This is a genomic window from Flavobacterium sp. CF136 (assembly GCF_000282055.1).
GTDB lineage: Bacteria > Bacteroidota > Bacteroidia > Flavobacteriales > Flavobacteriaceae > Flavobacterium.
On the sequence record NZ_AKJZ01000012.1, the window covers coordinates 75,003 to 99,550 of the forward strand.

16 protein-coding genes are annotated in these 24,548 nt (G+C 34.2%); 10 read left to right on the top strand and 6 right to left on the bottom strand.

What is annotated here, in order from left to right:
- Positions 1 to 587 precede the first annotated feature (587 nt).
- The 10 genes from PMI10_RS05260 (at position 588) to PMI10_RS05305 (ending at position 18,804) form a co-directional block, all read left to right on the top strand.
- On the top strand, positions 588 to 2,798 hold the full coding sequence (locus PMI10_RS05260; RefSeq protein WP_007805350.1) for a fasciclin domain-containing protein: 2,211 nt from the start codon (positions 588 to 590) through the stop codon (positions 2,796 to 2,798).
- 1 nt (position 2,799) lies between these two features.
- The gene (locus tag PMI10_RS05265) at positions 2,800 to 6,084 is read left to right on the top strand and encodes a SusC/RagA family TonB-linked outer membrane protein (RefSeq protein ID WP_007805353.1); all 3,285 of its coding nucleotides are present in this window, start codon (positions 2,800 to 2,802) and stop codon (positions 6,082 to 6,084) included.
- Positions 6,085 to 6,096: 12 nt separating this feature from the next.
- A complete protein-coding gene (locus tag PMI10_RS05270) occupies positions 6,097 to 7,611 on the top strand; it encodes a RagB/SusD family nutrient uptake outer membrane protein (protein WP_007805354.1) in 1,515 nt (504 codons plus the stop codon).
- A gap of 7 nt (positions 7,612 to 7,618) precedes the next feature.
- Positions 7,619 to 9,310, top strand: coding sequence for a fasciclin domain-containing protein (locus PMI10_RS05275; protein ID WP_007805356.1), 1,692 nt, complete (start codon positions 7,619 to 7,621; stop codon positions 9,308 to 9,310).
- Positions 9,311 to 9,362: 52 nt separating this feature from the next.
- On the top strand, positions 9,363 to 10,817 hold the full coding sequence (locus PMI10_RS05280) for a fasciclin domain-containing protein (protein WP_007805358.1): 1,455 nt from the start codon (positions 9,363 to 9,365) through the stop codon (positions 10,815 to 10,817).
- A 20-nt stretch (positions 10,818 to 10,837) separates the two neighbouring features.
- A complete protein-coding gene (locus tag PMI10_RS05285; RefSeq protein ID WP_007805361.1) occupies positions 10,838 to 14,026 on the top strand; it encodes a SusC/RagA family TonB-linked outer membrane protein in 3,189 nt (1,062 codons plus the stop codon).
- 29 nt (positions 14,027 to 14,055) lie between these two features.
- Entirely contained in the window at positions 14,056 to 15,798 is a 1,743-nt protein-coding gene (locus PMI10_RS05290) for a RagB/SusD family nutrient uptake outer membrane protein (RefSeq protein ID WP_007805363.1), read from the top strand.
- Between the two features lie 161 nt (positions 15,799 to 15,959).
- Positions 15,960 to 17,051 (top strand): AI-2E family transporter, encoded by a 1,092-nt coding sequence (locus tag PMI10_RS05295; RefSeq protein ID WP_007805365.1) that lies wholly within the window; start codon positions 15,960 to 15,962, stop codon positions 17,049 to 17,051.
- A gap of 2 nt (positions 17,052 to 17,053) precedes the next feature.
- On the top strand, positions 17,054 to 18,235 hold the full coding sequence (locus PMI10_RS05300) for a THUMP-like domain-containing protein (RefSeq protein ID WP_007805367.1): 1,182 nt from the start codon (positions 17,054 to 17,056) through the stop codon (positions 18,233 to 18,235).
- 2 nt (positions 18,236 to 18,237) lie between these two features.
- The gene (locus tag PMI10_RS05305; RefSeq protein WP_007805369.1) at positions 18,238 to 18,804 is read left to right on the top strand and encodes a hypothetical protein; all 567 of its coding nucleotides are present in this window, start codon (positions 18,238 to 18,240) and stop codon (positions 18,802 to 18,804) included.
- Here PMI10_RS05305 and PMI10_RS05310 read toward each other — a convergent pair whose 3' ends face one another.
- The 6 genes from PMI10_RS05310 to PMI10_RS05335 form a co-directional block, all read right to left on the bottom strand.
- Positions 18,805 to 19,470, bottom strand: a complete 666-nt coding sequence (locus PMI10_RS05310) for a M15 family metallopeptidase (RefSeq protein ID WP_007805370.1) — start codon at positions 19,468 to 19,470, stop codon at positions 18,805 to 18,807.
- Positions 19,471 to 19,526: 56 nt separating this feature from the next.
- On the bottom strand, positions 19,527 to 21,605 hold the full coding sequence (locus PMI10_RS05315; protein WP_007805372.1) for a beta-galactosidase: 2,079 nt from the start codon (positions 21,603 to 21,605) through the stop codon (positions 19,527 to 19,529).
- A gap of 262 nt (positions 21,606 to 21,867) precedes the next feature.
- Positions 21,868 to 22,404: a YceI family protein gene (locus tag PMI10_RS05320; RefSeq protein ID WP_007805374.1), complete on the bottom strand. Its 537-nt coding sequence runs from the start codon at positions 22,402 to 22,404 to the stop codon at positions 21,868 to 21,870.
- Between the two features lie 14 nt (positions 22,405 to 22,418).
- On the bottom strand, positions 22,419 to 22,787 hold the full coding sequence (locus tag PMI10_RS05325) for a hypothetical protein (RefSeq protein ID WP_007805376.1): 369 nt from the start codon (positions 22,785 to 22,787) through the stop codon (positions 22,419 to 22,421).
- A gap of 17 nt (positions 22,788 to 22,804) precedes the next feature.
- Entirely contained in the window at positions 22,805 to 23,683 is an 879-nt protein-coding gene (locus tag PMI10_RS05330) for a DUF5777 family beta-barrel protein (RefSeq protein WP_007805379.1), read from the bottom strand.
- A gap of 214 nt (positions 23,684 to 23,897) precedes the next feature.
- On the bottom strand, positions 23,898 to 24,302 hold the full coding sequence (locus tag PMI10_RS05335; protein WP_007805381.1) for an OB-fold protein: 405 nt from the start codon (positions 24,300 to 24,302) through the stop codon (positions 23,898 to 23,900).
- Between the last annotated feature and the right edge of the window lie 246 nt (positions 24,303 to 24,548).

A 24,548-nucleotide genomic window follows, 5' to 3' on the forward strand; every position in this document is an offset into this window, starting at 1 on the left:
AATTTGAGCAAAACATTTTTATACTTCCAGAAATCATTGTCATCTTATGCCCATTCGGCTTCGCTCATGATAAATTTTACACGGAAAGGGCTTCGACTCCTCTCAGCCTGACATCTATTTTGAATTACACCCTCTTCATCAGTTTAGATTCTTTTTTAAAAAATGAATCTAAACTATAAATTGTCATGCTTTTTTAGCTTCAAATCTGCCCTCAATTTAGAATAATTAAGATTTTATTTCGTCTGAATTTTCTTCAAAATCATCAATTATTTATTTTACACATTCTTTTTTTATGAATTTCAAAAAAATATCATTTTTTTTCGAAGTGTTCTTTTTACACCAAGTACAGGGAGAGTTTGGCAGGTCAAAGCCTTACAAATACTAGATTTTGTACATTATTAAAATATTAACTAATAGATTATGATATTAATATTTAATCACAGATTAAAAAACACATATCAAAAAAAACAGGATACTACAGGATAGAAATAGCAACATAACCTTTTAGGTTTGATATGTTAATTATTTACAAAAAAAAAGTTAAGAAGATATAACCAGCCTTTTTCAATTTTATAAATTAAGCAAGAATGAAGAAAAAAATACACTACTGTTTACTTGTCTTTTTATTTCTAACCTTACTGACCAGTTGTAGCCGGGACGTCTTTGATGAGTACTATGACCGCCCTGAATCTTTAGAGCCTCCAATTTATCAACAATTGGAAGCACGAGGCAATTTTAAGAATCTTTTAATCTTAATTGAGAAAGCCGGATACAAAGACATTTTGGGCAAAGCGGGTTATTGGACAATGATGGCCCCAAATGATGAAGCCTTCTCTAAATTTTTTCAGGAACAGGGTATTACAGATGTAAACAAAGTTGATCCTGAAACTGCTTCAAAAATTGTTCGATATGCACTTATATACAATGCCTTTCGTACCGAACAGCTTTCAGACTACCAATCTGCAGCCGGATGGGTACCCGATATGGCTTTTAGAAGAAGAACCGCTTTTTATGACGGATTTCAAACTAAGACAATTAACAGTAAACCAATGATTGTTGTAGGATCTAATCGAAATGGAGGATATGCTTCAGGAGATAACAACAATAAGTACATTTCTTATTTTGAAAAAGAATATTTTGCGGCACAAAGTTTAAATTCTAATGACTATAATTTTTTCTTCCCAAATTCAACATACACAGACTTTAATGTATTAGCCGGGACTATAAAAGAAGCTGATATTATTGCGGAAAATGGTATTATACAGGAAGTTAGTCAGGTTTCACTTCCCTTAGTAAATCTGGATCAATATTTAGAAAGTAATAGTGAGTACAGTGAGTTTCGCAAGTTGATTGAGGATAATTTGGTCACTTATGCTTTTGTCCAGTCTGCAACTACTACCTACCGTAATTATACAGGCAAAAACGACGATGTTTACGTAAAGTTTTATGACCCCACTTTGCCTTATTCCCTTAATAATGAAAACTTTTTAAAACAAGCGGACAATGATGGGCAAAGTGATGCTTATACTTTGTTTGCTCCTGATAATGCGTCTTTAGAAAAATTCATCAACGAAGTTTTACTTAAAAACTATACTCGTGAACAACTTCCTAAATATATTTTTCAGGATTTGCTTAAAGCACATATGGTAGTTGGTGCGGTATGGCCATCTAAATTGAGCTCCTTTAATAATGGACTTGATGAGGATTTAAGGTTCAACTTAAGCACTGATGTAAAAGAGGCTAAAGTATTAAGCAATGGTTTCTTTTACGGAACTAACAAAGTACAGGCATCTAATTTGTTTTATAGTGTTTATACCTCAGCTTATCTGGATCCTAAATTTACTTTGGCTACACGATTATTCAATGACGGTTCTTCATATAGGGAAATTATCAGTAATATCAATCAAAAATTTACTTTGTTCCTTCCATCGGATACCGTGTTGCGTGCTCTTGGGTATGAATATAACACGGCCAGATCAGAATGGAATTATGTTTCGCCTATAAATGGTGCAACCTTATCAGGTACTCCTGCCCGATTACGTTTGTTACGAGTATTATACAATTGTATTGTTCCTACTCCTGAAGGAGAATTAAATGATTTATCCGGTTCCGGAATTATACGTTCAGGAGATATGGATATTCCCGGTGAATACATCAAATGGAGTAATAATAAAGTGTATGCTGCAGGAAATGAAGTTTTGGGAAACATGGCTAATATTCTCGGATACGAAGATCAGCAAAACGGACGTACTTACTATATTGACAAATTACTTGAATTTAGTGAGGAACCACCAGGTGTGGATCTTAAAAATTTAGCCGTAGCCGGTTCTGAATATTTTAATTTTTACAGTTATCTGAAAAACTCTAATATTTATTTTGCCGGTGATCAAATCAGAGGAGTAAGCGTTGGAAGCTCATACACATTTGTAATACCAAATAATGCAGCTATTGTACAAGCTGTAAAAGATGGAAAACTTCCCGGCAATACGACAACAGGTGTGCCCAACTTTACCCCGGCTACCTTAGGAGAACAAGATTTAGTAGCTGATTTTATTCGATATCATATTTTGGTTAACAAAACCGTTTCTGACGATGGCCTTTTTGGAGGGCAGGTCGAAACTCTAAGAAAAGATAGTCGTGATGAAAAAACTTATGTAGGAGTAATGAGTGATAAAGGAGTATTAACCTTTACTGATAAGGCAAACAGATCAGCCAACTTCGTCCCAAACAAAAGTAACAACCTCGCCGACAGAACCTTAATCCATTTAGTAGACAACTATCTTTTATATACGGAATAAAATGAAACAAAAAATAACCAATTTGCTTTACCGTTTTTCATTTGCCTTGCTTATTATGGCAGCATTACCATCTCTGGCACAAGAATCTAAAAATAACTTAGTGCGTGGTCAGGTTGTAGATTCAGAAGACAAATTGCCTATACCCTCAGCTACTATTGTTGAACAGGACTCAGAAAATCGTACCGTTGGAGGTGTTTTATCAGATATCGATGGAAATTTTGCCATACACCTTAAAGACCCTAACAATAAATTATTAATTACAAACATTGGATATAAATCTAAAGTGGTTTCTATTAATGGTAAAACCACAATAAAAATTTCTTTAACATCTACTATTACTTCTTTAAATGCTGTAGTTGTGACAGGACAAAAAAAGGTAGAAACCGGTTTACTAAACATTGCAGACAGAAATAAAACAACCAGTTCTGTTACCATTAAAGCAGCCGATATAGCCAACTCTCAAGCCGCTTCTATTGACGAACAATTGCAGGGACGTGTTGCAGGTGTGGATATCATTGCTTCTAGTGGTGATCCGGGTGCCGGAATGCAAATCAAGATCAGGGGAGCTTCTTCTATTTCCGGATCTTCCAGTCCTTTAATTGTTGTTGACGGAATGCCTTACGAAACCTCTATTCCTGCAGATTTTAACTTTGGAACCGCAGATGATGATGGTTATGCGGCATTGTTAAATATTGCTCCTTCGGATATAGATACTATTACTATTGATAAGGATGCGGCTGCAACTGCTTTGTGGGGTTCCCGCGCTGCAGGTGGTGTTATTATCATCAATACAAAACGTGGAGGAGTCAGTGCTCCAAAAATTAGCTACACTTTTGTAGGTACCCGTTCAAAAGTTCCGGATGCAATCCCGATGTTAAACGGAGATCAATATTCACAATTGATTCCAGAAGAATATATGAATCGAAACGGAATACCTTTAAACACACAAAATATCAAGGAATTTCAATATGACCCTCAGGAAGTTTATTATTATAAAAACTATAGCAACAATACCGACTGGACAAAAGCAATATCTCAAGTTGGTCTGGTACATGATCATAACCTTTCTTTACAAGGTGGCGGACAAAGAGCAAGATATTTCAGTTCTGTAGGGTATTACAATTCTAAAGGAGTTACTATTGGCACCGGTTTTGAGCGTATCAGCACCCGTTTAAATTTAGATTATGTAGTTTCAGATCGTATTCGTTTTAAAACGGATATAGCCTACACTTTCTCAAGTACAGACCGTAATTATGTAAATAATTTCTCAGGTACTGATAAAGACTTACTTAGAAGTGTTTCTTATGGCAAAATGCCGAATATGGGAATTTTTGAATATGATCAATCAGGAGTGCTTACCCCTAATTATTTCTCACCTGCACAAAACGTTCAGGGAGGCTATCCAGGTACTTATAACCCCGTTGCAATGGCAGAATTTGCAACAAACAATCAGGTAAGCAATAGAGTTGTTCCACATTTTAATATAAATGTTGACATTATACCAAAAAAATTCATCTCTACATTTGATTTGCAATTTGATTTTAATAGTACAAAAGCCAAATCTTTTTTACCTCAAAATGCCACAGGACGTCCCATTACAGAAACTGTAGTTAACCGTGCTTCAGATGTAGATGTTGATATGGCTAATATTACAACCAAAACTAATTTTATATATACCCCTGATCTTGGTGAAAAACAAAATTTATCCGTACTCTTATCTTTGCAATCTAATGACTCCCGTTATGAGTCACATCAGGTAATAACCTCTAATACAGCATCTTCATTACTTACGGATCCATCAAATCCGTCCAGAACACAAAATTCAGAATTAAATTTATACACCAGTAATAGCCAGACAAGAACTTTAGGCGGCTTGTTGAATGCACAATACGGATTATTAGATCGTTACATTTTAAACGTTGGTTTACGTGGTGATGGTAATTCAAGATTTGGCCAGGAAAACAGATACGGATTATTTCCTTCGGCATCTGCCCGTTGGAGGGTTTCGGGAGAATCTTTTATGAAAAATGTGAGTTGGGTAGATGATTTGAGTGTGAGATTTAGTTATGGACAATCGGGAAAAGCTCCCAGATATGACTACCGTTATTACAATGTATATGGAAATTTCCCCTCTGAATACTTAGGCCTTAATGGAGTATATCCTCAAAATATTGAATTGAGTAATTTCCGTTGGGAAACACTGACCGGAAAAAATTTAGGGTTCAATCTTCAAATGTTTAATAAACGGGTTCAACTGGACGTAGAAATCTACCGAAACACTACAAAAGATATGATATTTCAGGATCTTGATATCACCACAGTTTCAGGATACAGTAAAATGGATCAGAATGTAGGTACTATGGATAATCAGGGCTGGGAATTAGGTCTTTTTACAACCCCGATCAAGACAGACAAATGGAAGGTAGAATTCAACTTTAACATTGCCAGTAATGAAAACATGATTCGTGAGATTTCAGAATATTTCCCAAATGAAAGCGGAAATACGGATCGTAATGGAGAATACAAGCGTTTCCTTCAAAAAGATAACCCGTTTGGATCTTTCTACGGATACCGTTTCAAAGGAGTTTATACGGATAAAGAAGCAACTCTTGCCAGAGATGCAAATGGAAATGTGATTACAGGTCCAAATGGTCAAACGGTTTATATGCGCTTTAATTATCCAAATACCGATTATACTTTTCAGCCTGGAGATGCTATTTATGAAGATATTAATAAAGATGGTAATATCGACAGTCGTGATGTGGTTTATTTAGGAAACAGTAACCCAAAACTTACTGGAGGATTTGGCCCTAATATAATATTCAACAATCAGTTCAAATTATTACTGTTCTTTAACTTCCGTCTGAATTATGATATTGTAAACGGAACTGATATGACCACAACAAACATGTACGGCTGGGGTAATCAAAGTACTGCAACATTATCCAGATGGCGTAATCCGGGTGACAAAACGGATATGCCAAGAGCAGTTTATGGCGCAGGTTACAATTGGTTAGGATCTGATCGATATGTAGAAGATGCTTCTTTCCTTCGTCTTCGTTCAGTTACTTTCAGTTATTCTTTGGGAAAAAAATTATTGAAAAGCTTAAGAATGGACGAAGTAAGAACTTATATAACAGCTGATAACTTGCTAACATTTACGAATTATAGAGGACAGGACCCGGAAGTAAGTATGAAATCCGGAGATCCTTTTGGAATTGCGATCGATAACTCCAGAACTCCTCCTACAAGTCGTATATCATTAGGTATCACATCACGTTTCTAAATAAAATTGATTATGCAAACTAAAATAAAATCCATACTGGCAATCCTTCTAATCTTTGTTACTGTAACATCCTGCAGCGATTATTTAGATTTACAACCTGAGGACGGAATCGTACGCGAAGAGTTCTGGAAAACTAAAGAAGATGTTCAGGCTGCCGTTATCGGTATATATTCTTCTTTACTAAAAAGACCTCCTGCAGCACAAACTCCAACAGATGGAACTGATTACAATATCAGTGAGTATTTGTTTATGTATGGAGAAATCAGAGCAGATATGATATCGCCTGCTGGAAATACTACTCCGGATCAAAGAGACATCACGACATCAAACATATTGTCTTCTAACGACTTGACAAGCTGGGCAGCATTTTATCGAACTATAAATTACTGTAATACCGTTATTGAACTGGCTCCGGCAGTAAGAAGCAACGACCCTACTCTGACACAGACCCAGTTGAACAATTATCTGTCTGAGGCTTTGGCTATCAGAGCCTATTTGTACTTTACGCTGGCTCGTACTTTTAAGGATGTGCCTCTTAAATTAAGTGCAACACTTTCAGACAACGATAATTTCCAAATAGCTAAAACACCGCAAAATGAAATTTTCGAACAGGTAATCAAAGATTTAGCCTTAGCAGAAGAATATGCTGTTGTTGATTATGGAAATATACCTTCCAACAAAGGCAGAATTACTGTTTATACTGTTAATGCAATGCAGGCCGATGTTTATCTGTGGATGGATAAATATACAGAAGCTTTGGCTGCAACCAAAAAGATAGAAGAATCAGGTAAATTTGAACTAATTCCTGCTTCCAACAGTTGGTTCAACAGAGTATTTGCTACAGGAAATACTACCGAAAGCATTTTTGAATTTCAATATACCACACAAAACCTGAATCCGTTTTACGATATGTTTCATCAAAGACCGGAATTTATTGCTTCTCCTGTGGTTACGGAAGATATATTTGGAATTGATTTTAACAATCCAAATAATTTTGACATTCGTGGTGAAAGATGTTCTGTCATGCCGGGAACAAATGAAATATATAAGTTTATTGGTCTTAACATGCAAGATATTAAAACATTCCAGGAATCTAACACACACTGGTTTGTTTACAGATATTCAGATGTTTTACTTTTACAGGCAGAAGCCTTAATTCAATTAGGAAGAGGAGAAGAAGCTCTTCCTATTATCGAAGATATCCGTACTAAGCGAAGAGCAATCAGCCAAACCGCTCAAAATGTAAATCCTGCTAATAAAGCACAAATGACCGACTATCTTTTAGCAGAACGTGCACGCGAATTTGCTTTTGAAGGAAAACGTTGGTTTGATGTTTTACGAAATGTCAGAAGAAATAATTACGAACGATTGGATTTATTGATTAGTATGGCATTGATTAGTGCTCCGGCTGATCAACAACAATCTATCATAGCTAAGCTTCAGGATCCAAATAGTCATTATTTACCAATTAATGAATACGAATTATATACCAACAAAGCACTAGTTCAAAACCCATTTTATAAATAATTAAGTCATGAAAAGATACTCCGCATTACCAAAATTGATGAGACTTACTTTAGTGGTTTTTTTAACCCTGGCATTTCTTAACTGTACTTCTGAGAAAATCAATGAACGTACAGATGAAACAGTAAACATTACTGATTTTTTAAGACAAAATGATGAATATTCCATGTTTTTGGAAATGTTGGAAATTACTAACTATTCTTCGTTTATGAATACTTATGGCACATACACCCTGTTCCTTCCAACCAATACTGCGATAAAACAGTATTTAACCGATATTGGTGCTGCTTCTGTTAAGGATGTACCATTAGCGGATTTACAGGATTTAGTAAAACTTCATATTCTTGATCAGGAAGTAGCTACGACATCATTTACTGATGGAAAGATTGCAACACCCAGCCAACAAGGGCAATTCATCATTACTGGTGCTGCTAATATTGGAGGCGTTTCCAGTATTACAGTTAATAAAACTGCCCGAATTATATCGTCAAATGTAAAAGTAGGAAACGGAGTAATACATATAATAGACAAAGTGTTGCGTGTTGCCAATAAAACTTTAGCAAAGACTATAGAAGAAAATGAATCATTTTCTTTGTTTACCGAAGCGCTAAAAGCAACAGGATGGTATGAAAAATTAAACCAACCGTTAACCGCCACAACTGTTGATGGAAAAACTACTCTTACAGGACATTTAACCGTATTAACTGAAACAAATGAAGTATTTAAAGCTGCAGGTATCAACAACCTTGAAGATTTAAAAGCAAAATACAGTCACCTGCATGACCCTATGAATCCTCAAGACAGTTTGAACCTTTTTGTGAGCTACCGTATTTTGCCTAAACTTCAATATTTAGCTGATTTAGCCGTTTCTCCATCATTAGAAACTAAAGCGCCACTGGAAGTAATTAGTGTAAAATTAGCTACAGGTAATATCTTATTAAATGAAGAAACTTTCAATGGCGTTTTAGAAAAAGGGGTTCCTGTAAACCGCGCAGCAAGTGATGTTACCAGCTCAAATGGAGTAGTTCATACTGTTGATCAAAATTTCTTTATTAAAAAAAGAAACCCTGCTCCGGTTTATTTTGACCTGGGTGATCAGCCGGAGTTTAGAAAATTGAGTGCGATTTTTAGAAAACCGGGTAATTTTGTGTCTCTTGCAAAATCTCTTTTTAGTGAAGTAACCTGGGATGGAACTGATGCATTAACTTATGTTTGTGCTGCTAAAGGAAGTTCAAGTTACCAGGACCGTGCATGGAAAGGGGATATAATTGAAATATTCCGTTTTCGAAATAACAATACTCAAAATATTGCCTTTAAAACACCGGTAATTATAAAAGGAAAATACAAAGTTTGGGTATCGTACAGATGGAAAAGCACTAAAAACCCTACTGTTAGAGCCTATTTTGATGGCGTTGCACTACCTAGGCTTATTAACTTTCAAGAGCAAGGGGTTAATAATATTGACGAGAGAGTTTTAGAATCACAAGGATATAAAAGTCATATCAGCCCATTTACCAATAGGTTCAATACCAGACTTTGTGGTGTTATAGATGTACAAACAACAGGTCGGCATACTATAACATTTGAGTCGCTTTCTAATCCTGGTGATACGGCCTGGATGGATACGGTAGAATTCCGCCCGATAGACATGGATCAGCTATATCCAAGATTTCAATCAGGTGGGGAAGGTTTTGCACCTTAATAATCCATTCATAAATCGAAAAACATTCTAACCAAAACTTAATCACCTAAAAATGATATTATTAAAATTAATTAATAAAAAACTCTTTGTTGGTATTCTGACAATGGCATTGGTTTCGTGTTCTGATCCTTGGTCAGATCGTGAAAATAATGGAGACGATAATCTAAATGCTACTCTTACCGAAGCCATTACAAATACATCTGAAACATCTAAGTTTGCAGAATTGTTAGTACAATCGGGTTATGACAAAATTTTGTCGGCTTCTAAAACTTATACTGTTTTTGCACCAACAAATGCAGCTATGGCCCAAGTTGACGCTTCTCTTCTGGATACTCCACAAGAACTTGAAGCTTTTGTACAAAACCATATTGCGCTCACAGCATATTCTTCTATAAGAAATAAAGCTTCAGAGCAAATAAAAATGCTTACCAATAAATATTTGTTGTTTAACGGTGCAACAGCAATTGGCGACGCCATGATTGTTACTGCCGATAAATATGCCGCCAACGGAGTTTTCCATATAGTAAATAAAGCATTGAGTCCAAAACAAAATATCTGGCAGTATGTGAATAGCATAACAGCGACCTCTGCAATGAGTAATTATTTAGTAAGTCTAAATGAGTTAAACATTTATGATTCAGATATTATTGCCAAAGAAAATGCAATACCGGGAGCATTGGCAGATTCCCTTAGTAACTCTTTTTTAAAAAATGTATATAATGTAAATAACGAAAAGAACTCTTATACACTTTTTTTGATTGAAGATGAAGGTTATACTATTGAGGTAGATAAACTTAAGCCTTATTTAAACAAACCTACTGCCGATTCAACTGCCACATATTCAGGATATTTTACAGTTAGGGATATGGTTTTTCCAAAAGCGTATATGCCAAGCGAATTGCCAAACGAATTAACTACTCGTTTTGGTGTAACGGTGCCAATAGACAAAACTCAAATCGTGGGAGAACCTATTGTTTTGAGTAATGGGGTTATATATCGTATGAAAAAAATGGATGTTCCTTTGATCAATCGTTTGGTAACAACTAAAATAGAAGGAGAAAAAAACACCTCATTATTTCCAAATTTACGCAGCAAGGTTTTTTATCGTGAAGTAAGAGATCCTTTTGGCGTACTCTTTAATGATATTATGTCTCAAAACTCTACAGTTTCCACTTTTTTAATTAATTATAAAGCTGCTGATTTGTACAGTACTACTTATAAAGTTTACTGGAGGGCCATTAACGATGTTCAAACCAATGTATTTCAGCAAAGGTTACTGATAGGAACAGTAATCAGAGATAATGTTATTTATGTTAATGAATCGATCAAAGCGTTTCCTTATACCAATGTAGAGGTAAAAAATTATAATGAAGTCTATCTGGGAGATTTTAATTTGTCACAAGCCGGTAATATCGATATGATTTCGTTAATGGCTTTCAATACAACTACAAATGGTAACAATTCCCTTACCCTTGATTATTTAAAATTTGTTCCTGTCGTTAAATAATATTTTATTAAAATATAGATATGTTAAAAAATTTACAACTAACCTGTGCGATAACCATCTTCTTTGCCGGAAGCCTTAGTGTATCCTTATACGCTCAAACCGATCAGGATTCAACTGCAACAACTGTAACCGCGGCTCCAAAAATAAAAAATGGAATTATAGTTAAAGGTATTGTTAAAGATGCTAAAACTAAAGGAGGCTTATCAGGGATAAATGTAGTGGTGAAAGACTTTTCGGCAGCAATTACAAATGATGACGGTAGCTTTGAAATAAATGTACCTCATTTAGAAGCACTTCTTACTGTAAGCGGACAGGAATTTCAAACTAAAGTTTTTCCACTTAAAAATAGAAATACAGGTTTAGAAATCTTCTTATACGAAGCATATTACTCCCCTGCTTACCAAGTAGCCAATATGCCTACAGGAGAAGAACTTCAATACGGAAGTACAAAAGCTGTAAGTGTGGTGAATTTCAAGACCAATCAATGGTCAAGTCCTGTTAAAGAGTCAGTTGGAGACTTTCTTCAAGGGAGAGTTGCCGGACTAAACAGTATCAGAAGATCCGGAGTTCCGGGTTCTGGTGCTTATCTGAACCTGCGTGGCTTTACTTCTTTATATGGATCAAACAAACCGTTGATTATTGTAGACGGAATGATTTATGATGATGAAGATTATGGTTCAGGAATTATACAAAACAATAACTCTTCTCCTCTGGACAATCTTGATGTTAAAGATATTGAGAACATTACCGTTCTTAAAGACGACAGTGCCCTTTACGGAGCCAAAGGAGCAAATGGTGTATTGGTTATCAACACTACACGCCCAACAGAATTGACTACAAAAATTGATTTTACCATGTATGGAAGCGCTAATCAAACCCCTGACCAATTACCGGTTATGGGCGCAGATGCTTACCGTACACATATTTCACAATTAGAAGCTTCGCGTGGACTTTCGCAAGATCAAATTGCCAATCTTCCTTACATGAACGATAATCCCCAGATTCCGGGATATTACAGATACCATAACGAAACTAATTGGCAGGACAAAGTTTTCAAATCGAGTGTAAGCCAAAATTATTTCCTTAAAGTTCGCGGAGGTGATGATATTGCAAAATATGGTTTATCTGTAGGTTATCTTAACAATCAGGGTATTGTAGAGAATACCAAATCAACTCGCTACAGTACTCGTTTAAATGCTGCTTTACGCTTAACAGAAAAATTATCGGTAGATGCCAATATGTCTTTTATCAATAATCTTCAGGATCAAAAAGACCAGGGTTTTGCTTATAAAACCAGCCCTATATATCTGGCTCTTACAAAATCTCCATTTTTAGCTCCTAATGCTATTGGCGACGATGGAAATGTTTCTCCAAATCTTGCAGATACAGATGATTTTAATATAAGTAATCCAAGAGCCATCATCAATGACGGAATTGGAATTAACAAAAACTACCGTTTCTTTGGTAACCTTAATTTTAAATATAACATTAACAATGCATTCAATGTAAATGCTCTTTTCGGACTTACCTACAACAAAGAGCGCGAAACTTTCTTTATTCCCGATAAAGGAGTAGCCGACGTTATTCTTCCTACTGCAATAGCAAAAAACCGTTCAGGTAGTGAAGTGCAAATTTATAATAGCATTTATACCGATATTTATGCTAACTATCTTAAGAGATTTAAGGAAAATCATAAAGTAGATGTTCGTTTTGGTTTTAGAACTCAAAGCAATCATTCAGAAAGTGATTTAGGTTTAGGATACAACTCTGCTACAGATGATTTTACCAGTGTTGGAGCGGGATCTAACCTATTGCGTCAGGTTGGCGGAGCTTTGGGAGAATGGAATTGGCTAAATATCTATGCCAGTGCCAATTATAATTATCTTGATAAATATTTCCTGACTACAAGTTATGCTGTTGATGGTTCAAGCCGTTTTGGCGATGATCTGGATGGAACTAATAAATTCTCTTTAATGACAGCCCTAACAGGAGCATGGATAGTTTCTGCGGAAAATTTCATGAAAAATTCTCCAATTATTGACTATTTTAAATTGAGAGGAACCATTAGCCAGGGTGGAAATGATGATATCGGAAACTTTACAGCTCAAAAATATTATGTTTCTCAAAACTTATTGGGCGTACAAGGTTTGGTAAGCGGCAACATTGGAAATCCAAACCTGGAATGGGAAACCGTTAAAAAAATCAATTTTGGTGCTGACTTAGGCCTGTTTAACGAACGTGTCAATCTTTCTATGGATTTTTACGGAAAGAAAACAGACAACATGATTGTTTATGAATCTGTTAGCGGCTTAAGTGGTTTTGATTATGTAGTATCTAACAGCGGCCAAATGCGAACTTTAGGAACTGAAATGTCTTTGAATGCCCGTGTTGTCAGTACGCCTGATTTCACTTTTGATTTTGGTTTGAATTTAGCTACTTATAAAAACGAAGTACAAAGTCTTCCAAACGGCGATATTCTTACTCAATTTGGCGGAGCTACCTACATTACATCAGTTGGGCATGATGCTAACTTATTCTATGGTTTAAAAACGAATGGTATTTATTCAACTACTACAGAAGCACAGGCAGACGGATTATCCAGACGTTTGACTAATGGACAACTTGTTCCTTTTCAAGGGGGAGATATGCGTTTTACAGATACTAACGGAGATAAGGTTATTGATGATAAAGACCGTATGAATATTGGTAATCCAAACCCTGACTTAACCGGAAGTTTTACGACTAATTTTACCTACAAACGCTTCAGCCTTCAGGGTTTGTTTACTTTCTCTGTAGGAAACGACCTTTATAACGGCGTACGTTACAACCTGGAAAAGATGAGTGGTTACGAAAATCAAAGCGTTGCTGTATCAAACCGCTGGAGAGCCGAAGGGCAACAAACTGATATGCCAAAAGCAACATGGGGTGATCCAATGGGAAATGCAAGTTTTTCTGACCGTTGGATTGAAGATGGTTCTTATTTAAGGTTAAAAACTTTAGTACTGGGATATGATTTTAATGTTGAAAAAATGAATTATATCAAGGCTATAAAAATTTATGCTACTGCCAATAACTTGTTTACCCTGACAGATTATCTTGGATATGACCCTGAATTTAGTCCTACCTCCTCTATATTTGGGCAGGGAGCAGATATAGGATTAGCTCCTCAGTTCAGAAGTTTTCAGTTAGGATTACGCTTAGGCCTTTAATTATTTTACACTATAGAAAGAACATACAGATGATAACAATTAGTACAAAAACAAAAAAAAGCACCGTATTATGGGTGTTGGCTCTCGTATTTAGCCTGAGCTCCTGTTCAGACTATTTAGATGTACAGCCTGAAGACAAGCTTGTTGAAGAACAAATGTACCGTAATATATATGATGCCGATGCAGCCGTAATAGGTGTTTATGGAAAATTTATGGCGCTTGCAGAGAAAAACGTTATTTTGAATGAAATGCGTGCCGACCTGATGACGACAACCCGAAATTCAAGCCCTTTCCTAAAAGAAATTTCAGAGCACAATGTTTCCCCAAATAATCCTTATGCAAATCCTAAAGATTTCTATGTGGTGATTCAGAACTGCAACAATGTGCTTAAAAATTTCGATATCATGCTCGAAAAAAAGCGATTTACTCAAGAACAATATGACCAGCGTTATTCTGATATTGGAGCAATTCGCAGTTGGGTTTATTTACAGTTAGGAATTCATTACGGAAGTGTTCCCTACATCACAGAACCTATTGAAACTATAGAAGATGTCAAAAATATTTCTAAATATCCTAAATTGTCATTTAACCAACTGCTAGACCAACTGGTTTTATTTACAGAAAATTTGCCTTACAAGGATTTATATGCGGCAGGAAGCTCTATGGTAATTAATATTGACGGTTACAATACTGCAAAATTCTTTATCAATAAAGAATGTTTGTTGGGAGATTTACAGCTTTGGAAAGGAAATTACATGGAAGCTGCTGCCCATTACAAAAACGTTATGGAAACAGGAACTAAAGGAGGTGCTGATACAGAATTGTATAATACTTACCGTGTAAAATTTGCTGAAGTTACAACACATGATGATTTAGCCGTTGGTTATTTAAGATATTCTGAACAGGATGCTACTACTTTAATCAATAGCAATACTCAGGGATGGAGATCTATTTTTGCACGAGACAGAGATGCATTGTGGAATACCGAATGGATTTGGTCTTTGCCTTTTGAAAATAATTTCGCCCCTAAAAATCCATTTATTACTTTGTTTTCCAACAAAAATGGAGACTATTTAGTTAAACCATCGCAAAGCGCTATTGATTTGTGGAACAGTCAAATCCAAAATAATAATATTCCTTACGATGCACGTGGGCCAAAATTCACTTACAATATTGTAAATGGTGATCCTGTTATTATGAAATATCTTTATAGTAGTGAAGCTGTAGCTTCAACTGGAATTGCTAATACAAAAGGACAATGGTTTTTATACCGTGCGGCAAAATTACACCTGCGTTATGCAGAAGCATCCAACAGGGACAACCAGCAAAAAGTCGCCTATGCCATTTTAAACTATGGCATAAATGATACTTTTACCATAAGTCCGGAACCTACAGACGTTACCAATATTCAACAAACTAAATTACCATTTCCTTATGATTTCGATGCCCGTATGGGAGATTATCCGTTTTTTAGAGGGAATTGGCATCGTGGCGCAGGAATTCGTGGTCGCGCCTATACAAAAGCTGTCGGAGCAGTGGGAGATGATATGATCACAACTGAAAACCACATCATTGAAGAAGATGCACTGGAACTTGCTTACGAAGGAAACCGTTGGGAAGATTTGGTTCGTGTGGCTTTACGCCGAAATGATCCTTCTTTTTTAGCTGATAAAATATATGACAAACTTAGCAAAGAAGGAAACGGAAAAGCAAGTGAAGTACGCTCTAAATTAATGAATGTAAACAATTGGTACCTGCCTTTCACTTGGTAACATCCCTTTGAAACTCAATCTATACAAGTTAAAACTCTAAGAATCAAAAAGCTTTTAACAATATAATAAACTGCCCCCAAAAAGCTAGACACTATTTGGGGTATTTTTATTAACTAAAAATCTAATGGCTTTTCCTTATATTTATGGTCTAAAAACCAAATATGATAACATCAAGAATTATTTCTAATGGAATTCTGAGAGCTTTAACTACAATATTAGTCGTTGGAGGCATTTTATATTTTTTATATGAAATTCAAACAGTAATTGTTTATTTATGTATCTCCCTAATATTATGCTTAATAGCAAATCCATTAGTTCAATTTTTAAAAAATAAATTAAAGTTTAGTAATTCGTTAGCAGCCTCAACAACTATAATTCTTTTTATATTAGCAATGGTTGGGTTTATTTTACTTTTTGTTCCGCTAATCATTTCTCAGGCCAACAATTTATCATTATTAGACACCAATCATTTGCGGGAGCAATTTATAGAAACAGAAAAAAGTATCGAAAGCTATTTCAACATTCAACATGTAGATTTAAATAAAGTCCTTAAGGATTCACAAATAACTTCTATGTTCGATTTTACTTATTTCACAAGATTCATAAATTCTATTATGGGATTTATGGCAGACATGGGAATGGGCTTGGTTTCTGTATTTTTTATTACTTTTTTCTTCATCAAAGATCAGGAAATCTTTAAAGATCAGGCAAGAAGAATTCTTCCGGACACTAATGAAGATAAAATCTTAAACTCGATTACTAAAATTAATCATTTACTAACGCGATATTTTGTTGGTCTCTTACTGCAATTAATGGTTGTTTTTATCCTCTATCTAATTGTTTTAATTATTTTCGGAAATAAAAATGCATTCGTTATTGCATTCCTGTGTGCCATCTTAAATATAATTCCTTATATCGGACCAATTATAGGAACAACCTTAGCCGGAATCCTAACCATGATTAGTCTGATTGGAAAAGATTTCCAATCAGAAATTTTACCAACTACAATTTATGTAATTATAGGCTTTTTAGTAGTTCAGGCGATTGATAATAATATCAGCCAGCCAATAATTTCATCAAAAAGTGTAAATTCGCACCCGTTAGAAATATTCTTGGTTATTTTAGTCAGTGGTATTACTTTTGGAATTGTCGGAATGATTATAGCAATTCCGGTTTTTACTATGGTCAAAGTAATCTTAAAAGAATTTTTTCCCAACAACAAAATTGTCTCCGTATTAACTGAAAGGATTTAGCATTGAACACTTCTATTTTAAGCAAAAATATTCAGAACTTTATAACTCAAAATAGCAGTGCTTCGATTTCAAAATTAGCACTTCAGAAAAATCCATTTCCTGAAGTCGATTGGATTTTAATTTTAAATCAAATTGAAGCCAAATCAAAAGCAAAAGATAAATTACCAACCTGGTTTTCAACAGAAAATATTATTTATCCGGGCAAAATTTCTGTAGAACAAACTTCTTCCGAAAAAACAGCAGCCTACAAAGCTTCTTTACTATCAGGAGAAACCCTAATTGATCTTACAGGAGGTTTTGGAGTTGATGATTATTACTTTTCCAAAAAATTCAAAAGCATTTCACATTGCGAAATCAATGAAGATTTATCGGCAATTGTAAAACATAACTTCAAACAATTAGAAATAACAAATTGTGAATTCTATGCTGATGATTCTACAAATGTTTTAAATAAATTAAATCAAAAATGGAGCTGGATATATATTGATCCATCCCGCAGGAATGATGCAAAAGGCAAAGTTTTCATGCTTAAAGACTGTTTGCCAAATGTTCCGGAATTATTAGATTTTTATTTTGAAAAAACAGATTCAATTCTAATAAAAACTGCTCCGCTATTAGATATTTCTGCAGGTTTATCCGAATTAAAATTTGTAAAAAACATCCATATTATTGCACTCGAAAATGAAGTAAAAGAATTGCTTTTTGAAATTCACAATCAATATTCAGGTGAAATAACCATTAAAACAGCCAATATCTTAAAAGACAAAACAGAAACATTTGAATTTGTTTTAGATAATGATTCCAATTTCCCCTCCTATCATTTGCCTCAAAAATATCTGTACGAACCCAATGCTGCGATTATGAAATCCGGAGGTTTTGATGAAGTCAGCACAATTTTCAATATCAATAAACTCCATAAACATTCTCACTTATATACTTCCGAAGATTTGATCGATTTTCCGGGAAGAGCCTTTGAAATAGAAAAAGTCATTTCATACAACAAAAATGACATGAAAACTGTACTGGCAAATCAGCAGGCAAATGTTACTACCAGGAACTTTCCGGACACCGTAGAGAACATCAGAAAAAAATGGAAAATAAAAAATGGAGGAAATCTGTATTGTTTTTTTACAACCAATAAAAATGATAACAAAATAGTTTTAATTTGCAGAAAAATAACTTAAAAATGAAACAACTAATTACACTTACTTTTTTTCTATTAACCATAGCCGGATTTGCCCAAAAGCCATGTGAATACAGCACTAATGTAACAGATTCAATTGGTACCTACAAAGTAACAAATGAATATCTGATGAGTGAGAAATATTTTGGGGGAAGCTTTAGCTACATCTTCTTTTCATTGGCACAAACAGATGGTTTACCTACATTAAATTTGCAGCTTATTCAGAAAAGTAAAGATTTTATAAAAGCGAATTGTTTTGACAAAAATTCAAAAATTTTTCTACAATTAGAAAACGGAAAAATAGTTAGTTTAATGCATATCAATCAGGAGAATTGCGGCACTCTTATTCGTGACGACAAAGGTTTTGACAACCGTGTAAATACAGGAATTTTTATGTTCATGAAGGATAATTTTGAGGAACTGAAAAAATCCCCAATTTCAATTATGCGAATTAAATACTTAACTGATACTGAAGATTATATTGTAAAAAGGGAATTAACATCAGAGTTAACCGGCAAAGTCACTCACCCAAATACATATTTTATGGAAAACATCAGATGTGTCGAGTAATTAATCACATTTCCATTTTTGGTTAGAAACTTTATCTTGTAAACCGGTTTTTAAATTGTAATGCCACCACTCAGAATCAAAGGAATTGAAGCCATTTTTGACCATTACTTTTTTAAGATATTTTCTGTTTGAAAGCACTTTTTTTGAAAGTTTAGTATAATTATGACCTGCCTGAATTCCAAAAAAATCAAAAGGAGTCCCCATATCCACTTCTTTTCCGGCAGTATCAACTATAGAAATATCAACGGCTCCTCCTCTATTATGGATGGAGCCTTTTTTTGGATCTGCTACATACTCCGGATTCGACACAATCTCCCACATTTTTTTCTGAATAGATAAAGGTCTGTAACAATCAAAAAGTTTGATTTTATATCCTTTCTTCATAAAATCTTTATTGGCTGCAATTAAAGCTTCAACAGTCTTTAAGCGCAAAAAACATTCAGCACAATCATATACTTTTGCCTTTAAAAAATTATCGTCTGTAGCATATTTCATATCATAGACAAAATCTTTACTGTAATCTTTTAGGTTCACAAAAGTTGTGTCTGCGATTACTTGTTTTATTGGGTCTGAATAAACTTCATTTTGTGCATCTACAGAGAATAAGCAGAAAAAAAAACAGCCAAATAATATGAATTGAGCAGCTGATGAGTTATTTATTTGCATAGTGTGATTTATTTATAGAGTAAATATAAAACTAAATCATTATTAAATAAACAACTTTATTTTTCTGACTCAATTATTACGAAACCCCAGGCTGCTAAATCTATTTTTTCATTTTTTGAAATCTTTTTATTGCCTAAAAGCTCTGTTCCATTATTATGCGGATAAGTAAAATTTACCGGAGCTGCAGAGTAATTAAAGTAATAACGGACAGTTTTTCCATTCCGGTTACTACCTGTTTTTACTATAATAGGAAAACTTATTTCCTGGTCAGCTTCCCACAGTCCTGCCTTTTTTACTGCATTTTCAATAATTTTAGCTGTAAGTGCCGGACTTGTATAAGCTGCTATATACGTTGCCGTTCCTTTACCAAATTGATTTTGGGTTACAGCAGCATATTTACCCCATTGAGGATGATCATAATAGGCAAGTACTTTTGCCGTAACCGGTTCTACAAGCTCCATCCATTTCTCAATATAATTATCTTTATCTTCAACCTTAAAAAAATCGCTTTTTAATCCTATTTTATCAGGAATAGTAAACTGACTGTATTTAATGCCACAAGCCTGATCTATGATACCTGGCTGAATAGTATGCCTTACTTTTGCATACTCATTTGAAAAACCGCTTTTAAAAGTAAAAACTACATTGCCGCCTTTTTTAATAAATTCATCCAGTTTCTGAAGAAGGCTGTCAGGAGCTGCATATAAGGCCGGTACAATTATAAGTTTGTAATCATTTATGTTTACTGATGAAGGGTCTATCAAATCAGTTTCTATATTCATATTATAAAGCGCATCATACATTCTGCGTAAAACACCATTATAGCTATCTCCTATCCAAAATGAATTAAAGGCTGTTAAAGCTTCATTGCTAAAAAGTATTGCAACCTTATTCTTTTTCTTCAGACTGATCAAATGATCACTAAGCCTGCTAAAATCAGCACCAATAGTTTTAGCTTCTAAATAAGTTGGATTAGGTTCAAAGTCATGGCTTAATAAACCTTTCCAATAGGTTTCGGCAGAATTATGTATAGAGTGCCAATGCCAGTATGAAACCATATTGGCTCCCGATGCCAAATGACTAAATGCCTGCAGTCTTAACTGTCCCGGATAGGGAACCCATTCCGGAAAACCTTGTGCCTCGGTTTCCATTACAAAATAGTTTTTACCTGCTTTCATAGACCTTGTAAGATCGCCTCCAAATGAAATTTCCAATCCGGTAAGTTTATCTTGAGTGGGATGATAAATATCAATTCCTGCTACATCCAGTGTTTTGGCAGCAGCAAAATGATCCACTTCGGTTTGTATCCCAAAAGAATGACCACGCCAGTCCATATCGAAATTTTGAGTAATAAACTGATCCTTTTTTTTGTATTCCCTTACTATATCAGCCTCCCAGTTCAAAAATTTAGTAACAAGCCCACGTTGAAAACGGGCAAACTCGCCGCTAAGGCTTGCATTAATACTACCATTAACAGAAGGAAAATCATTCCAGTTATTAATTCTGTTACTCCAGTAATCAAGTCCAAATGCATTATTTATACTATCAAGGCTTACAAACTTTTCTTTCATATAAGACACAAATTGTTTTTGAACCTCAGGTCCACTGGTATCATATGCTTTTGTTTCATTATCTACCTGATATCCTATTATTGCCGGATGATCTTTTACGTGCTCAAGAAGCTTTCGTATAGCAATCTCTGCATGATGTAGATAATGGGGATTTGTTATGTCCATATTCTGTCTCGGTCCATATTGGTTCGGACCTCTCTTAGTAATAGCCAGAACATCAGGGTATTTTTTCACAAGCCAGGTAGGTACCGCATAAGTGGGTGTACCTATTATTACTTTTATGTTAGCTTTATTCATTGCATTTAGTACGCGATCAATATGCGAAAAATCAAATGTTCCTTCCTGAGGTTCCATTGTACTCCACGTAGACTCCGCAATTCGTACAACATTTATGCCTGCCTCTTTCATCATTTTGACATCCTTATCAAGTCGTTCATATGGCATATATTCGTCATAATAAGCAACACCATATAAGAGTTTCGGTTTATTTTGAGCTTTAAGATGCGAAGTAAAAATTAGTGATATAAATACGATTTTAATAAACAGAAAAAAGTTAGCTTTCATAAGTTAAAATTATTTCCGGTAAATATAAGTGTTTATTTTACATTTTTAAATTATGCCTGCGGAAAATTGGAGATAGCATTTTGCCTCTAACCTATTAATGCTTCTCTAATTTACTGTATAGAGCTCATAAACTATCTACTTTGAAGTCATAAAAAAAAACCTGTAGTATAAAATGCATACTACAGGTTTTATAACAAATCTGTTCATAAATTTAAACTTCATCACTAGTTTCGGGAATGAAATAACCATCGGTAAACACTTCCTACATTAATTTAAAATCTATGGACACATTAACTTTCTTTGAAACTTTTTTACTTACAATACTTGGAATCTTAATATCAAAATCATCAGCATTTACATTGAAATTGGCTGCAATTTCTACTTTATTATCATTTTTTCTGATTTTTGCCGGAACTGTAATTTGCTTTGATTTTCCATGTAGCTCTAATACTCCGGTAATTTTAAAATCTTTGGCGGTTTTGCTTAATGCTGAAATATCAAAACTCTCGATTTTTCCTCTAAAAACTGCTTTTGGATATTTATCACTCTCAATGTAATTTTCATTAAAATGTTCTTCCATTAAAGCAATTTTAAATTTGTATCCTTTCATTAAAGATAACGATGCAATTTCTCCGGTTGCAGTATTTAAAACACAAGAAGAACTTTCATTGACAGCTTTTACCTCTTCGAAAGCAGGTACAGATGCTTCAAAAGTAATTTTTCCAGTTTTAGTGATTAATTTATCTTGTGCATGAATGAATCCAAAAGATAAAAATAAGAGCAGGGTGATTTTTTTCATAACTAATTATTAATTTATTCTTGTAATCCGTCAGTATTCCATTTAATAATAATATCTATATTCGTTTGCGAAAGCCTTGGCCCTCCAAAAGGCATGGCACCAGACGTACCTTCTGCTCTGGAAATTCGATCTAATAGTCCTCTGTTAATAACAGCTTGCTTAACAAATGTATATGTAGTTAAGGACATTGGAGCTCCATTGGTGGGAGTTGATGCGTGACAAAAAATACAATTGTTATCAATAATTGGTTTTACGTTTTGAGTATAGGTAGCTGATTCGATATCATCTACAGTTGTTAAATCTGATAAACTATCATTGGTACAACTATTCAATAAAAGGCTGAAAAGTGCCGGAATAATTAATTTTATTGATTGCTTTTTCATTTTTTTAATATTATAGATTAAAAAACACGAACTAAATTGAAACCGAAAGCAATTTCTCCTTTACTCCAATCTCCCGAAGTTTGCCCTAAGTAGCCACTTTCATGCATTGCTCTTGAATTAGTAAAATGCATTTGAAAGACGTGACCGCCTGTTTCTAAATCAACACCTATCGATAACGGATTTTTATATATAGATTCAGAGGCTCTGTTCAAATGTGCAGCATAATCAATATTTACCGACCAGCGCTTTGCGAATTTATAACGTCCTCCTAAACCAAGGGCAAATTGGCTATTGTTTTGCGGATTTGGAATGATAGGCTGGTTATTAGTATCCAGAATATCACGCACCGTATTTTCATGGAAATAAGATGGAGCGATTTCCAGCGATAATTTTTCAGTAAATTTTCTGGATATTAAAATTTGTGTTACATAGCTGAGCCTGTTTGCAAATTTAAGAAGCGGGTAATCTTCCTTTTTTAATTCAGAATTAACAGCTACACTGCTGAAACCTACAATGGCAAAAGGGAATCCATTTTTTATTTGTGATTTCAAGCGATATTTCACGCCCAAATCATAGGTTTCCTGAAAACCACTGCGTGCAGCATGTACAGTCAGCCAATCGTTTACGCCATACAAAAATTTAATTTGTGTATTAGCATTATCCATTCCAAAAAAATCATCAAAACCATTTTTTACATAATCAAAACGATGTGCAACAACAAGATAAAAATCGCCTTTTGCTGCCAATTTAGTTGATTCTAAATTAATAATTTTTAATGATTTAAAAGCTGATTCAACTTTTACATTTGTTTCAACAGTATCGATTTCCTTCAGCAGGTCATCTTGTGCAAAAATTGATAAGGGTAAAAAAAGTAGAAGTAGAATTAGTTTTTTCATAATATTAAATATTTAAATCTAGTTTTACTGTCATTCCAGAAACAGGGAGTGTTACTATTTCTGTTGATTTTGTTTGTACCTGTGCACTTAAAAAGTAAGTATAATTTTTTTAACCCATCTGTACCAGTTTTGTCAATGTCAAATACCCTTTTATACTAATCCATGAACTGAAATTAGTATAGTAAATATGATAATAATTTTCTTTCAATTTAAATTAGTTTAATATTTTACATTGATCCATTTTTAATTCTTCCAATAAATCATCATAACCAACAAACCTTCCCTTAATTTTAATTTTTTGATTGACTTTCAAATCACCGGAAATTTTATCCACCATTGTTGCAGATAATTTTTCATCCAAAACAATGGTGTTACTTTCTAAATCTAATGAAGTGATAGTCCCATAAGTTTCAATAGTTTTATCCGCGTATTTTTTTGTGCCGGCATTAGCATCTTTCAAAAACTCATCATGAAGCTGAGTCACTGATATTGTGAAACTTGCTGATTCTGAATTTATATCACGGTGATCTTTGTAAACATAAAAATTGATGAAACAAAAAACTACTAAGGCAATAAAAGAAAGAATCAGGAGAACTTTTTTTATAACAGATGATTTCATATCAAAAAAAGTTAATTTATTTATTTTTTATTTAGGGTATTTTTTACTTAAATATATTGTGATGATACACAAACCCATCTTATTCTGATAGATTAAAAAATTATCAGACTAACATTAAATATGTATTGAGGCAGAAAATAGCCTTTTATTTAGAATTACAATTTGAATTTCCCCTGAATGATGGTACTCTTATTTCAAAAGTCAAGATGACTATATAATATTCAAATATAATAAATTTATACGTCT